The organism is Rhodoferax sp. BAB1, assembly GCF_013334205.1.
Taxonomy (GTDB): domain Bacteria; phylum Pseudomonadota; class Gammaproteobacteria; order Burkholderiales; family Burkholderiaceae_C; genus Hylemonella.
The window spans coordinates 1,080,387-1,093,828 of sequence record NZ_CP054424.1 but is presented as its reverse complement, the minus strand read 5'-3'; the positions used below and the strand labels follow the sequence as shown (position 1 = coordinate 1,093,828).

Here is a 13,442-nt window from a genome sequence, read left to right as displayed (position 1 = left end):
CGGCATGAGTGACGGTGCCGTGCACCTGAGCATCGAGGCCGGTGTGGCCTCGGTGCTGTTTGACCGCCCCCAGGCGCGCAATGCGATGACCTGGGCCATGTACGAGCAGCTGATGGTCATCTGCCGCCAGCTCAGGGACGAGACCAGCGTGCGTGTCGTCACCTTCCGCGGCGCCGGCGGCGAGGCCTTCGTGGCCGGCACCGACATCGCGCAGTTCCAGAACTTCCGTTCAGGTGCGCAGGGTGGCGAGGACGGCGTGGGCTACGAGCGCCAGATCGACGCCTGCATGGAGCTGCTGGGTAGCCTGCCCATGCCCACGGTCGCCGTGGTCGAGGGCTGGTGCGTGGGCGGTGGTGTAGCGATTGCCACGGGTTGCGATTTCCGCATCGCCACGCCCACCGCGAAGTTCGGCGTGCCGATTGCCAAGACGCTGGGCAACTGCCTGTCGGTGAGCAACCTGGCGCGACTGTCGGCGGCCTTCGGCATGCAGCGCGTCAAGCGCATGCTGCTGCTGGCCGAGATGATCCACGCCGACGAGGCCCTGGCCTGCGGCTACCTGCAGGAGATCGCCGCGCCGGCAGAACTCGATGCCGCGGTGTTGCGCCTCACCGGCAAGCTCGCCGCGCTCGCGCCGGTGACGCAACGCGTCAGCAAGGAAGGCCTGCGCCGCCTGACCGTGCACAGTCTGCCCGAGGGCGAGGATCTGGTGCGCGCGGCCTATGGCAGCGCCGACTTCCGCGAAGGCGTGAGCGCCTTCGTCGAGAAGCGCCCGCCGGCCTGGAAAGGAAACTGATGACGAACAGGAAAGCAGGCCCCCTGGCCGGTCTGCGCGTTCTCGAACTCACGCAGATCATGTCGGGCCCGACCTGCGGCCAGCTGCTGGCCGACATGGGCGCGGACGTGATCAAGGTCGAGAAGCTGCCCGGCGGCGACGACGCGCGCGGCTACCGCGACCCGCTGGTGAACGGCGTCTCGGCGCCCTTCATGATGATGAACCGCAACAAGCGCGGCATCGCCATCGACCTCAAGCACGCGGACGGCAAGGCCATCCTGCTGCGCATGGTCGAGAAGGCCGACGTGCTGGTGGAGAACTTCCGCGGCGGCACGCTGGACAAGCTGGGCCTGGGCTACGAGGTACTCTCGAAAATCAACCAGGGCCTGATCTACTGCGCCATCACGGGTTATGGCCTCGACGGGCCTTACGCAAAAAAAGGCGGCTTCGACCTGATCGCCCAGGGTTTTGCCGGCCTGATGTCCATCACCGGCGAGCCCGGCGGCGCACCCGCCAAGAACGGCAATGCAGTGTCGGACATGAACGCCGGCATCCTCGGCGCCTTGGGCATCGTGGCCGCCTACGTGCACAAGCTCAAGACCGGCGAAGGCCAGATCGTCGACACCTCGCTGTCCGACGCTGCGCTGCAACAGCTCTACTGGCACGCCGCCATCTTCTTTGCCACGGGCAAATCGAGCGAACCGACGGGCTCGGCCCACATCCTGACCGCACCCTACCAGGCCTTCGAAGCCAGCGACGGCTGGATCAACATCGGCGGCGCCAACCAGGCCAACTGGGAGCGCATCGCCGAAGTGCTGGGCCATCCCGAGTGGCGCGAGGACCCGCGCTTCAAGACCAACAGCGAGCGCATGGCGCACCGCGAGGAACTGGTGAGCCTGATGAACGCCGTGCTACGCACACGCACACGCGCCGAGTGGCAGGCCGCCTTCGACCAAGCCGGTGTGCCGGCCGGCCCGGTGCACACCGTGGGCGAGGCCCTGAGCCACCCGCAGACCCTGGCCCGCGGCATGGTGGTGGAGCTGGACCATCCCCAGGCCGGCCTGACACGCGCCCTGGGCTGCCCCATCCATTTCTCCGCCACGCCGGCCCAGGTCACGCGCCCCGCGCCCCTGCTGGGCCAGCACACGCGTGAACTGCTCAAAGAGTTCGGCTATAGCGATGCACAGGTTGATACATTCATAAGTACTAACGCTATCGCCGAACCCTGAATCGCATGTCACCATATAAGGCGCCTCAGACTTTCGTGGCGACTTATATGGTGACTGCTTATGAATACAAAAATTGCAGCGCTACTTTGCGCGTTGGGCATCTTCTTTCATGGCGGCCTGCAGGCCCAGTCCAACTGGGTCGTCGGCCAGTCGGCACCGCTGTCCGGCAGCAATGCCGTGTTCGGCCAGGACATCCGTGACGGCGCCCTGGCCTGGTTCAGGTCAGTCAATGCCCAAGGCGGTGTGAATGGCGTGCCCATCGAGCTCATCACCCTGGACGACCAGAACCAGCGCAAGATCGCCGGCGAGAACACCACCAGGCTGCTGCAGAACCGCAACCTGGTCGCCCTCTTCGGTTACGCCTCGGCCACGCTGAGCCTGGACGCCATGCCCCAGGCCGAGAAGGCCGGCATACTCTTCTTCGCCCCCTTCTCGGGTGCCAATCCCGTGCGCAAACCCAGCCCCGTGGTCCACACCCTGCGTGCCTCCTACGGTGATGAGCTGGAAAAGATGCTGGCCTTCTGGACCGGCTTCGGCATGAAGCAGGTGGTGGTGGTGCACTACGACGACGAGGTCGGCATCCAGAACCTGGGGGTGGTCAAGGACTACCTGGCGCGCCAGGGCAAGCAGCCGCTGGCCTTCGCCCTGGAGCGCAATGCCAAGCTGGACGACGCCCGCTTCACGCAGCTGGCCGCCCTCAAGCCTGAAGTCATCATCAACACGGTGCTCTCCGGCCCGGCCGCCGAGATCAGCAAGCAGCTGGTGGCGCGCGGCATGTACATCCCCATGTCCAGCCTGTCCTTCGTGGGCGCGCAGCAGTACATCGACGCGGCCGGCGAAGCCGGGGCCGGCGTATCCATCTCCCAGGTCGTGCCCAACACCGGCGCCTCGCTGCCCGTCATCCGCGAATGCAGCAAGGCCCTGCAGGATGCCGGCGTGAAGAAGGCCATGAACAGCACGCACCTGGAAGCCTGCATCGCCGCCAAGGTGCTGACCGAGGCCATGCGCCGCAGCAAGAAGCCCGGCGACGCCAAAGCCCTGCTGAGTACCCTGCGTCACCTGGGCACTTACGACACCGGCGGGTTCACCGTCAGCTATGGTCCGGAACAGAACCATGGCAGCAAGTACGTGGAACTGGGCATGGTCACGCGCGGCGGCAAGCTGCGCAACTGAGTCCGATAGCCCCCGGCCGAGTGCCAGGTGGCACCGGCCCCTCTGCGCCGGCTCTGCGCCGGCTCTGCGCCGCCGCTCCAAGGCGGAGCGGACCCTCATTAGAATCCCACGGTGACCGCGTGCCCTCAGGCGCGCGGGCTGGGCGCGGCCCCGTCGATAACAAAAACCCCCATCACCCTCCATGACCACGACCTACCGCGCTGACATCGACGGCCTGCGTGCCATTGCCATCCTTGCCGTCGTCGTCTTCCATGCCTTCCCGCAGCTCCTGCCGGGCGGCTTTGTAGGGGTCGACATCTTCTTTGTCATTTCCGGCTTCCTGATCACCGGGCTCATCGTCTCCGACCTGGATGCGGGCCGGTTTTCGTTCCGGCATTTCTACGCCAGGCGGATCAAGCGCATCTTCCCCATCCTGTCCGTCGTGCTGGCCAGCTCCTTTCTGTTCGGCTGGTTTGTGCTGTATTCCGATGCCTACGCCACCCTGGGCAAGCACATGGCCGCTGCGGCAGGCTTCATCTCCAACTTCGTCTACCTGGGCGAGTCCGGTTATTTCGATGTGGACGCCAGCGCCAAGCCTCTGCTGCACCTCTGGTCACTGGCCATCGAGGAGCAGTTCTATTTCGTCTGGCCGGTCCTGCTGGTGTACGCCAGGCAGGTCCGCAAGATGGACGATGGCGCCCTGCTCAAGCTCCTGCTGGTGATTTCCCTGGCCTCGCTGGTCTACGGCATCCACCTCACGCGCAGCGACCCCAGCACCGCCTATTACCTGCCTACCACGCGGTTCTGGGAACTGTCCCTGGGCGGCATCGCCGTCCTGCTCACGCGAAAATACCGCATCACGGGGCGCCTCGCCGATCTGCTGGCCTGGACGGGACTCGTCCTGCTGGTCTGCGCCTGCCTGCTGATCGACAAGGACGCGGGTTTCCCGGGTTACCTGGCGCTGCTGCCCTGCCTGGGCACGGCAGCACTGCTGATGGGCGCAGCCGAATCGGCAGCGCTGCGCACGGCGCTCAGCCACAAGGCCCTGGTCTTCGTGGGACTGACCAGCTACTCCTTCTATCTCTGGCACTGGCCCGCCCTGTTCTTCCTGAACGAGCTGGTCGTGGATCCGGCCCCGGCCCTGATCCTGGCCACCCTGGGCCTGAGCTTTGCCCTGGCCGTGATCGGCTACCACCTGGTGGAGACACCCGCGCGGCGCATGGGCTCGCCCGCCGTGCCCGTGGTTTTGCTGGTGATGCTGGCCCTGATCGGCTACCTCGGCTTCAATGCCTACAAGCGCAACGGCCTGGATTTCAGGGAGGTGAATGGGCGCATCGCTCTGGGCAAGCTGCTGCAGCAGAAGCCCGCCAGCACCACGGCGCAGGAACAGGAAATGCGCCTGAGTTTCGCGCTGGGCCAGGAAGAGGCCGCCCAGCTCGCCTTGCTGATCCCCAAGCTGCGCAAGGACTCGGCTGAGCTCCAGCAGATCCGGGAAGACTCGAACGCCGTGAACAACCAGGAGGCCTTCTGCTCCGGCGGGCGCCTGGCCGGCGGCGGCTGTGGCAAGACAGTCGCTGACGCCCCATCGGGCAAGCGGGTCGTACTGGTGGTGGGGGACAGCCACGCGGCCAATGTCCACCAGGCCCTGACCATGGCCTACCCCGACATCACCTTCGTGCCCTTCATCGATGGCGGTTGCATTCCCATCTCGAAGCGCTACCAGAAACCCGACACCCTTTGCGGCAAGGTGGTGCACGGCGCGATGGCGCATGTCCGGACCCACCCTGTCGACCTGGTGATGCTGACCTCCCGCTGGCCAGGCTCCTTCGAAGAAATCGCGCCGGACATCACGCACTACAAGCAGTACGTCCCGAAGATCGCGATGGTCGGTCCCTCGCTGACCTTCAAGAAGGATGTCTATCGCATCCTCTCCGACTACGCGCCCCCGACCGCCTTCGACGACCATGTCCAGCAAAGCTTCCAGCAGCGCAATGTCTCCCTGAATGCCGCGATGCGCGCGTTTGCGCTGGAACAGGGCATCAGCTATGTGGACAAGATCTCCCTCTTCTGCCGCGGCGCGGCCTGCCCCCTCTTCCAGGGTCAGAAGCTGATGATCTACGACCGGGGGCACCTCACGGCCAGCGGCGCGGCCCATCTGGCCCGGAGCCTCGCCATGGCAGACCCGGTATCCGCCATCCTGCGCTCCGAACAGCCTGTCGTTATCGACTGGAAACCGCGATAGGGTGCGGCCCCGGCGCCTGCTTCCTGGCAGGCGTTTTGCAACACTTTCTTACAGCGCCGTACATCTGCATACAGGTGTTTCTGTTTCGGGGCTAGTCCTGAAACAAACTGGCGCGCACGATACAGGCATTCACTCTTTTGACCGGGGTTCTTCATGAACAAGCAGTTCTTCCATCGCCGCGCAGTCACCAGCCTGCTGTGTGCCGCAGGCCTGCTGCTGGGTGCTCACAGCCAGGCCCAGAACGCCTGGATCGTCGGCCAGTCCGCGCCGCTGTCCGGCAGCAATGCCGTGTTCGGCCAGGACATCCGCGACGGCGCCCAGGCCTATTTCAAGATGATCAATACCCAGGGCGGCGTGGCCGGTGCCCCGGTCGAGCTGCTCACCCTGGACGACCAGAACCAGCGCAAGATCGCCGGCGAGAACACCGGCAAGCTGCTGCAGACCAAGGGCCTGGTGGCCCTGTTCGGTTACGGCTCGGCCACGCTGAGCCTGGACGCCATGCCCCAGGCAGAGAAGGCCGGCGTGCTGTTCTACGCCCCCTTCTCCGGCGCCAACCCGGTGCGCAAGGCCAGCCCCGTGGTCTACACGCTGCGCGCCTCCTACGGCGACGAACTCGAAAAGATGCTGGCCTTCTGGACCAGCCTGGGCCTCAAGCAGGTGGTGGTGGTGCACTACGACGACGAGGTCGGCGTGCAGAACCTGGGCGTGGTCACCGACTACCTGGTCCGCCAGGGCAAGACCCCCAAGGCCTTCGCCCTGCAGCGCAATGCAGGCATCGATGCGGCCAGGATGAATGCCCTGATGGCCCTCAAGCCCGAGGTCATCATCAACACCGTGCTCTCCGGCCCGGCCGCCGACATCAGCAAGCAATTGACCGCACGCGGGCTCTACGTGCCCATGTCCAGCCTGTCCTTCGTCGGGGCCCAGCAGTACATCGACGCGGCGGGCGAGGCCGGCGCCGGCGCCTCCATTTCACAGGTGGTGCCCAACACCTCCGCCTCCCTGCCCATCATCCGTGAGTGCGGCAAGGCCCTGCAGGATGCCGGCGTGAAGAAGGCCATGAACAGCACGCACCTGGAGGCCTGCATCGGCGCCAAGGTGCTGACCGAAGCCATGCGCCGCAGCAAGCGCCCGGGTGACGCCAAGGCCCTGCTGGCCGCCTTGCGCAACCTGGGGACCTATGACGTCGGTGGGTATACCGTGCAGTACGGCCCGGAGCAGAACCACGGCAGCAAGTATGTGGAACTGGCCATGGTCACGCGTAACGGACGGCTGCGCAATTGAAGGTGTGAGGGGGAGAGGGGGTTTCCAGAGGGAATTGCAAAGGGCGCCGATGGCGCCCTTTTTTTATCCCGGCTGAAGTGACTCAGGCCTTGATCTCGCGCGCCGTGATCTGGTACTTGAAGGCGTCGGGTGAGTAGGAGTCCAGGCGTTCGTCGGCGGTCTCGGCCACCGGGTACATCAGGAAACCGAGCCTGGGGCCCTGGGCGCCCGGCAGGGCCACGTCATGCGCCATGTTCCAGGCCAGCCAGTTGCCTTCCCAGCCGCCGAACAGGGCCTGGTTGACGGGAGCCACCACCGGGTCGCTGGTGTTCTTGATCCACTGCGCCGTTTCCAGGCGCATGACCTTGGCCACGTCGGCCGGGTCCATGGCCACCCAGCCATGGTCCTTGAGGTAGACCTCGGCGCGGCAGTGCTGGGCGCCCTTGAGGCTGGCCGGGTTGCCGCTGAGTTCCTTGTAGCCGAAGGCCGAAGGCACCAGGCGCAGGCCGTAGACGTCGCGTGCGGGCAGGCCCACGGCACGGCACAGGCCGACAAAGACGGCGTTCAGGTCGGCACACTTGCCGCCCAGATTGCCGGTCTCCAGCATGGTCTTGATGTCACCCTCGCCGCAGCCGCGCACCTTGGGCTCGCGCCAGGTGTTGGCCACCACCCAGTCGTAGATGGCGCGGGCCTTCTCGACGTCGGTCTTCGCGCCACGGGTGGCCTCCAGGGCCGTCTTGCGCACGATGCCGTCGGTGGGCAGCAGGGCCGTGGGTCGGGTCCAGAACTGCAGGGTACTCGCGGCTTCCGGCGCCGGCGTCTTCACGCTCCAGTCGACGGCGCGGTTATTGGTCTGGATGCGGGTGCTCAGCTCGACCCAGGGGTTTTTCTCGCCGGGCGCGAACGTCACGTGCAGCAGGCGCGCGCCATAAACGGCGTCGCTGCCCATGCGGGTGCTGCCATTGCTGGCATAACTGCTGTCGAGCGAACGCTGCCAGTCGCTGTCGACCGAAGGCACCGGCAGCCAGACATGGGTGACGCCCTCGGCCTGCTGGATGTCGACGCGGGTGGTGACCTCGAAGGTACGCCAGGCGCCGGGCTGCGGGTTGAACTGGCGCTGCGCCGGCGCGGTCTGCGCCAGGCCAAGGGCCGGCAGCGTGTAGGCGGCCGACAGGCTGGCTGCGTTCTTCAGGAAGGTTCGACGTTCGGTGGTCATTTAGAGAGCTCCGTCATGGTGGGGGTAACGCCGCCGGCGCAGGTCAAGGTGCTCCGGAACGACGTGCGCACGACTGGAATAGCCGTGGCTGCCCAGATTATCGAGGTGGCCCCACCCCGGAGTAATCCCCAAGCTAAACCCCACAATGCATGGGGTATATTGATAGCCATACCTATGAGAAAGCTGCTGGAGACCTACACCACGATGGAGCAGACAGGGCAAGGGCCCGTCAGTCGCGGCATCCTGCTGCGCGGCCAGGGCACCCAAAGTACCGAGAGCGTGCGCCGTGTCTTTTTGGAGCGGCTGGGCGCCACCGACCTGGCAGCACAGATCCATGCCGAAGCCGGCCAGGACCCGCAGGGCCAGGGGGTGCGGCTCTGGCTGGACCACCCCGCCACCCAGACCTGGGCACCGGGCCACAACACCATGCAATTGGCCCACACCCTGGGCCTGCGCACCCTGGACAGCGAGACCGATCTGCAACGCGAGATCCTGGTCACCATGCTCATGAGCCCGACCGGCCTGGACTTCCCCAGCCTGGACGAGTTCGAATCGGCCCTCCACATCCGGCGCAACATCGTCCAGGCAGCCCGGCGCACCACGCTGGCCTTCGACACCAATGCCGCCGAGCGCCCGCAGGACTGCTGGACCTACGACGAGGACCGGGGCTTCACCCTGCTGCCGGGCGTGCCGCTGATCGAGGCCCTGATCAAGACCACGCAGCCCGAAGTCTCGGGCCGGCTCTACTCCTTCTCCTGCTACCGCGCCACCGAATACGTCACCCTGCTGGGCATTGCCCAGGAACTGGCACGCAGCAACACCGAGCTGTTCGAGCGCCTGCAGGAGGTCTGGCGCCAGCGCGCCATCATGTCCGAGGAGTTCCACACCGTGTTCCTGCGCGAGCAGGGTTCGCTGGAGCAGCCGGTGCCGCCGCTGTACTACGTGCCGGGCGACCGCGTCTGGTTCCGCAACCCCGACGAGGCCTCGGCCGACGCCTGCGGTTTCGAGGGCTCCTGGGTCATGTACCTGGGCGGTGGCCTGTTCACGAACTTCTGGAAGCAGCACCAGCCCTACACCCTCACGCGCAAGTGCGTGGAGATCTACCACTGGCGCCACGGCCTGTACAAGGACGAACAGGGTGAGTCGCAGATCGACGAAGTGCGCATTGAGCCCCTGATCGAGGCCACGCTTGCCAACCCGGACGAACTGGCACAGGTGATGGCACGCATGACCCGCTGGCGCGAGCCGCGCGGCGTCTACACCGAAGCCGGCGGCTGCATGGACACCACACGCGAGTTCGCGCGCTGGGTGCGCCCCGGCACCTCGGACATGCCCATCCCCCGAACCTGATCTGTCATGCTGACGCGGCAGACGCACATCGATGCGCTCAAGTGCATCGGTTCGCAGCTCATCGTGCTGCACCACTTCTCGGCCTACGGCCCGCTGGCCGACGCGGCGGCCCTCGCCGCCCCCGCACTCATGGGCTGGCTCTACGACTACGCCCGCATGGCGGTGCAGATCTTCCTGGTGCTGGGGGGCTACCTGGCCATGCAAGGCCTGCAGCCGGCCATGCGAGGTGACGCCGACGATCTGGGACGCGCCGTGCTGCTGCGCTACCTGCGCCTGGCCCTGCCCTTCGGCGTGGCCATGCTGCTGGCCGTCGCCGCTGCCGCCATGGTGCGCAGCTGGCTGAACGCCGACTTCATCCCCGCCGCGCCAGGCTGGGGCCAGGCCCTGGCACACCTGTTCCTGCTGCATGACGTGGTAGATGCCGAAGCCCTGTCGGCCGGGGTCTGGTACGTGGCCATCGACCTGCAGCTCTATGCCCTGCTGGCGCTGCTGCTGTGGCTGGGCCAGCGCAGCGCGCGGCCCGCACCGGCCCTGTGGCTGGTGGCCGGGCTCATGCTGGCCTCGCTGCTGCATTTCAACCGCGACGCCGGCTGGGATGACTGGGCGCCCTATTTCTTCGGCAGCTATGCACTCGGTGCGCTGGCCTGGTGGGCGGCGCGCTCGCCCCATGCGCTGCGCTGGCTGGGCCTGCTGGCCGGACTTGGCGCACTGGCCCTGCTGCTGGACTGGCGCACCCGCATCGCATTGGCGCTGGGCGTAGCCCTGCTGCTGATCGTGCTGGCACGACGAGCGGATGCGGGGAACGCACTGCCAACGGCCATCGCACGGCCGCTGCACGCGCTGGGCCGCACGTCCTACGCGCTTTTCCTCGTGCACTTCCCGGTGCTGATGCTGGGCAATGCGCTGTACGCACGCACGGGTGGCGACCAGGCGGGCGAGGCCGTGGCCGCGCTGGTCCTCAGCGTGCTGGCCAGCGTGGCGCTGGCCTTCGTGTTCGAGCGCCGCATCGAGGCGCCGTTATCGCGCTGGATCAGCCAGCGCTTCAGCTCGAAACGCCGGGCTTAGTCCGCACGCGCAGCAGGGGCTCCACCATGGCCTGCGCCTCGCGGCCGCTCCAGTCCACCTCACCGCGCACGCGCAGTCTTGGCCGGCCCTCGGCGTCGATCAGGATGGTCGTGGGCAGCACATTGGCGCCCCAGGCTTTGGCGGCCTCGCTCTTCGGGTCCAGCAGCACCGTGAGATTGAGGCCGCTGGACTGCAGGTACTGCGCGATGCGACGCGGGCCTTCGCCCACGTTGAGGGCCAGCACCAGCAACTGCTCGGGGCCGTAGATCTCACCGAGTTGCTGCAGCGAAGGCATCTCGGCGCGGCAGGGCGGGCACCAGGTGGCCCAGAAGTTCAGCACGACGGCGCGACCGCGCAACTCGGCCAGGGTCCAGGTCTTGCCCTGCAGGTCCAGCGCCTGCAGCGCCGGTGCAGGCCGGCTGGCAGGCCAGGGCGCCACGTCGTAGCCACGCTGTGCCAACGCCGGTGCCGCAACGGCCCCGAGCGCCAGCCCGAGCAGTTCACGCCGCTGCATCAGAGTTTTTCCGACACCCAGCCCTGCACACTGGCCAGGGCCGCGGCCAGCTTGCTCGCGTCGGTGCCGCCGGCCATGGCCATGTCGGGTTTGCCGCCGCCCTTGCCGCCGACCTGCTGGGCCACGAAGTTGACCAGTTCACCGGCCTTCACCTTCGCCATGCTGTCAGCCGTCACGCCGGCGGCCAGCTGCACCTTGTCGCCGTCGACGGCGGCCAGCACGATGGCCGCGCTCTTGAGCTTGTTCTTGAGCTGGTCCAGGGTGTCGCGCAGGGTCTTGGCGTCGGCACCTTCCAGGCGGGCGGCCAGCACCTTGAGGCCTTTCACGTCCACCGCCTGCGTCACCAGGTCGTCGCCCTGGCTGGAAGCCAGCTTGCCCTTGAGCGCGGCGATTTCCTTTTCCAGCGCCTTGACCTGGTCCAGCACCTGGCCCAGGCGGACATTGAGCTCCGTGCTCGGCGCCTTGAGCGTGCCGGCGGCCTGTGTCACCGTGTCTTCGAGCTGCTGCAGATACGTCAGCGCGTTGGCGCCGGTCACCGCCTCGATGCGGCGCACACCGGCAGCCACACCACCCTCGGCCACGACCTTGAAGAGGCCGATGTCACCCGTGCGCTGCACATGGGTGCCGCCGCAGAGTTCGCGGCTGCTGCCGATGTCCAGCACACGCACGCTGTCGCCGTACTTCTCGCCGAAGAGCATCATGGCGCCGGTCTTCTGCGCGGACTCGATATCCATCACGCGCGCCTGCGTCGCGGCATTGGCCAGGATCTCGGCGTTGACCTGGGCCTCGATCGCGCGGATCTGGGCTTCCGTCACCGGCGCGTTGTGCGCGAAGTCGAAGCGGGTGCGCTCGGCGTTCACCAGCGAGCCCTTCTGCTGCACGTGGCTGCCCAGCACTTCGCGCAGGGCCTTGTGCATGAGGTGGGTGACCGAGTGGTTGCGCATGGTGGCGGCGCGTTGCAGCAGGTTGACTTGGGCCGTCACGTGGTCGCCCACATTGAGCGTGCCCTGGGCCAGGGTGCCGTGGTGGCCGTAGACATCGGCCTTGATTTTCTGCGTGTCGCCCACGTCGAAGCGGGCCGAGCCGCTGGTCAGCACGCCCTCGTCACCCACCTGGCCGCCGCTCTCGGCGTAGAAGGGGGTGGTGTCGAGCACGACGACGCCATTCTGGCCGGCCTTGAGCACGGCGGTCGGCGTGCCGTCCACATACAGCGCCACGATCTTGGCCGATGCTTCGAGCTTGTCGTAACCCACGAACTGGTTGCCGGCGCCCGTGTACTCGAGCGCCTTGTCCATCTTGAACTTGCCGGCCGCACGGGCCTGGTTCTTCTGCTTCTCCATGGCAGCCTTGAAGCCGGCCTCATCCACGCTCAGGCCACGCTCGCGGCAGACGTCGGCCGAGAGGTCGAGCGGGAAACCATAGGTGTCGTGCAGCTTGAAGGCCACCTCGCCGGGCAGCACCTTGGCGTTGGCCAGGGCCGCGTCCAGGATCTCCATGCCGTTGGCCAACGTTTCATAGAAACGCTCTTCCTCGGCCTTGAGCACCTCGGTGATGCGCTGCTCCTGCTCTTTCAGGCGGGGGTAGGCGTCACCCATGAGGCGCACCAGTTCGGCCACCAGCTTGTGGAAGAAAGGCTTCTTCTGGCCCAGCTTGTAGCCGTGGCGGATGGCGCGGCGCACGATACGGCGCTGCACATAACCACGGCCTTCGTTGCCGGGGATCACGCCGTCGCTGACCAGGAAGGCGGTGGCACGGATGTGGTCGGCGATGACCTTGAGCGAGGGGTTCGTCAGATCTTTCGTACCGGTCTCGCGGCCGGCGGCCTTGATCAGCGCGGCGAAGATGTCGATCTCGTAATTGCTGTGCACGTGCTGCAGGATGGCGGCCAGGCGCTCCAGGCCCATGCCGGTGTCCACGCAGGGCGCGGGCAGCGGCGTAACCGCGCCGCTCTCGTCCATGTTGAACTGCATGAACACGTTGTTCCAGATCTCGATGTAGCGGTCGCCGTCTTCGTCAGGGCTGCCCGGGGGGCCGCCGGCGATGTGGGGGCCGTGGTCGTAGAAGATTTCCGAGCAGGGGCCGCAGGGGCCGGTATCGGCCATCATCCAGAAATTGTCGGACTTGTAGCGGCCGCCCTTGTTATCGCCGATGCGGATCACACGCTCGGGCGGCAGGCCGATTTCCTTGGTCCAGATGTCGTAGGCCTCGTCGTCCTCGGCATAGACCGTGGCCAGCAGGCGATCTTTCGGCAGCTGGTAGACCTCGGTCAGCAGCTCCCAGGCCCACTTCAGGCTCTCGCGCTTGAAGTAGTCGCCGAAGGACCAGTTGCCCAGCATCTCGAAGAAAGTGTGGTGGCGTGCGGTGTAACCCACGTTCTCCAGGTCGTTGTGCTTGCCGCCGGCGCGCAGGCAAGCCTGCACCGAGGCGGCGCGCACGTAGGAGCGCTTGTCGCTGCCCAGGAACACGTCCTTGAACTGCACCATGCCGGAGTTGGTGAACATCAGGGTCGGGTCGTTGCCCGGCACCAGCGGACTGGAGGCCACCACGGTGTGGCCCTTGGCGGCAAAGAAGTCGAGAAAAGTCTTGCGGATGTCCGCCACGGACATGGTCGGAACAGCGGGAGTGGAGGTGGTCATGGG

10 protein-coding genes are annotated in these 13,442 nt (G+C 66.6%); 7 read left to right on the top strand and 3 right to left on the bottom strand.

What is annotated here, in order from left to right; translation table 11 throughout:
* Window positions 1-4: 4 nt before the first annotated feature.
* From HTY51_RS05355 to HTY51_RS05335, 5 genes are all read left to right on the top strand, one after another.
* Window positions 5-793 carry an enoyl-CoA hydratase/isomerase family protein gene (locus HTY51_RS05355; RefSeq protein WP_174251767.1) on the top strand — a complete coding sequence of 263 codons (789 nt, stop codon included), beginning with the start codon at window positions 5-7 and terminating at the stop codon, window positions 791-793.
* Complete coding sequence (locus tag HTY51_RS05350; RefSeq protein ID WP_174251766.1) at window positions 793-2,001, top strand: CaiB/BaiF CoA-transferase family protein; 1,209 nt, start codon at window positions 793-795, stop codon at window positions 1,999-2,001. The genes HTY51_RS05355 and HTY51_RS05350 overlap by 1 nt, the downstream gene beginning before the upstream one ends.
* Before the next feature lie 60 nt (window positions 2,002-2,061).
* Window positions 2,062-3,174 (top strand): ABC transporter substrate-binding protein, encoded by a 1,113-nt coding sequence (locus tag HTY51_RS05345; RefSeq protein ID WP_174251765.1) that lies wholly within the window; start codon window positions 2,062-2,064, stop codon window positions 3,172-3,174.
* 181 nt (window positions 3,175-3,355) lie between these two features.
* Window positions 3,356-5,395, top strand: a complete 2,040-nt coding sequence (locus HTY51_RS05340; RefSeq protein ID WP_174251764.1) for an acyltransferase family protein — start codon at window positions 3,356-3,358, stop codon at window positions 5,393-5,395.
* A 153-nt stretch (window positions 5,396-5,548) separates the two neighbouring features.
* Window positions 5,549-6,679, top strand: coding sequence for an ABC transporter substrate-binding protein (locus HTY51_RS05335; protein ID WP_174251763.1), 1,131 nt, complete (start codon window positions 5,549-5,551; stop codon window positions 6,677-6,679).
* A gap of 82 nt (window positions 6,680-6,761) precedes the next feature.
* On the opposite strand, the gene HTY51_RS05330 is transcribed toward HTY51_RS05335, so the two are convergent.
* A complete protein-coding gene (locus tag HTY51_RS05330; protein WP_174251762.1) occupies window positions 6,762-7,874 on the bottom strand; it encodes a transglutaminase-like domain-containing protein in 1,113 nt (370 codons plus the stop codon).
* A 174-nt stretch (window positions 7,875-8,048) separates the two neighbouring features.
* Between HTY51_RS05330 and HTY51_RS05325 the strand changes: the two genes are divergently transcribed.
* Entirely contained in the window at window positions 8,049-9,224 is a 1,176-nt protein-coding gene (locus tag HTY51_RS05325) for a hypothetical protein (RefSeq protein WP_174251761.1), read from the top strand.
* 6 nt (window positions 9,225-9,230) lie between these two features.
* The gene (locus HTY51_RS05320) at window positions 9,231-10,289 is read left to right on the top strand and encodes an acyltransferase (protein WP_174251760.1); all 1,059 of its coding nucleotides are present in this window, start codon (window positions 9,231-9,233) and stop codon (window positions 10,287-10,289) included.
* On the opposite strand, the gene HTY51_RS05315 is transcribed toward HTY51_RS05320, so the two are convergent.
* Together HTY51_RS05315 and alaS are read right to left on the bottom strand one after the other, a co-directional pair.
* Window positions 10,267-10,803: a TlpA disulfide reductase family protein gene (locus HTY51_RS05315; protein ID WP_174251759.1), complete on the bottom strand. Its 537-nt coding sequence runs from the start codon at window positions 10,801-10,803 to the stop codon at window positions 10,267-10,269. The genes HTY51_RS05320 and HTY51_RS05315 overlap by 23 nt on opposite strands.
* Window positions 10,803-13,439 (bottom strand): alanine--tRNA ligase, encoded by a 2,637-nt coding sequence (gene alaS / locus HTY51_RS05310; RefSeq protein WP_174251758.1) that lies wholly within the window; start codon window positions 13,437-13,439, stop codon window positions 10,803-10,805. Before alaS ends, HTY51_RS05315 begins: the two co-directional genes overlap by 1 nt.
* Window positions 13,440-13,442: the final 3 nt, after the last annotated feature.

Bases quoted from the DNA above. Each gene is read 5' to 3' on its own strand.
- HTY51_RS05355 (WP_174251767.1), top strand. From the start codon at position 5: ATGAGTGACGGTGCCGTGCACCTGAGCATCGAGGCCGGTGTGGCCTCG.
- HTY51_RS05350 (WP_174251766.1), top strand. From the start codon at position 793: ATGACGAACAGGAAAGCAGGCCCCCTGGCCGGTCTGCGCGTTCTCGAA.
- HTY51_RS05345 (WP_174251765.1), top strand. From the start codon at position 2,062: ATGAATACAAAAATTGCAGCGCTACTTTGCGCGTTGGGCATCTTCTTT.
- HTY51_RS05340 (WP_174251764.1), top strand. From the start codon at position 3,356: ATGACCACGACCTACCGCGCTGACATCGACGGCCTGCGTGCCATTGCC.
- HTY51_RS05335 (WP_174251763.1), top strand. From the start codon at position 5,549: ATGAACAAGCAGTTCTTCCATCGCCGCGCAGTCACCAGCCTGCTGTGT.
- HTY51_RS05330 (WP_174251762.1), bottom strand. From the start codon at position 7,874: ATGACCACCGAACGTCGAACCTTCCTGAAGAACGCAGCCAGCCTGTCG.
- HTY51_RS05325 (WP_174251761.1), top strand. From the start codon at position 8,049: ATGAGAAAGCTGCTGGAGACCTACACCACGATGGAGCAGACAGGGCAA.
- HTY51_RS05320 (WP_174251760.1), top strand. From the start codon at position 9,231: ATGCTGACGCGGCAGACGCACATCGATGCGCTCAAGTGCATCGGTTCG.
- HTY51_RS05315 (WP_174251759.1), bottom strand. From the start codon at position 10,803: ATGCAGCGGCGTGAACTGCTCGGGCTGGCGCTCGGGGCCGTTGCGGCA.
- alaS (WP_174251758.1), bottom strand. From the start codon at position 13,439: ATGACCACCTCCACTCCCGCTGTTCCGACCATGTCCGTGGCGGACATC.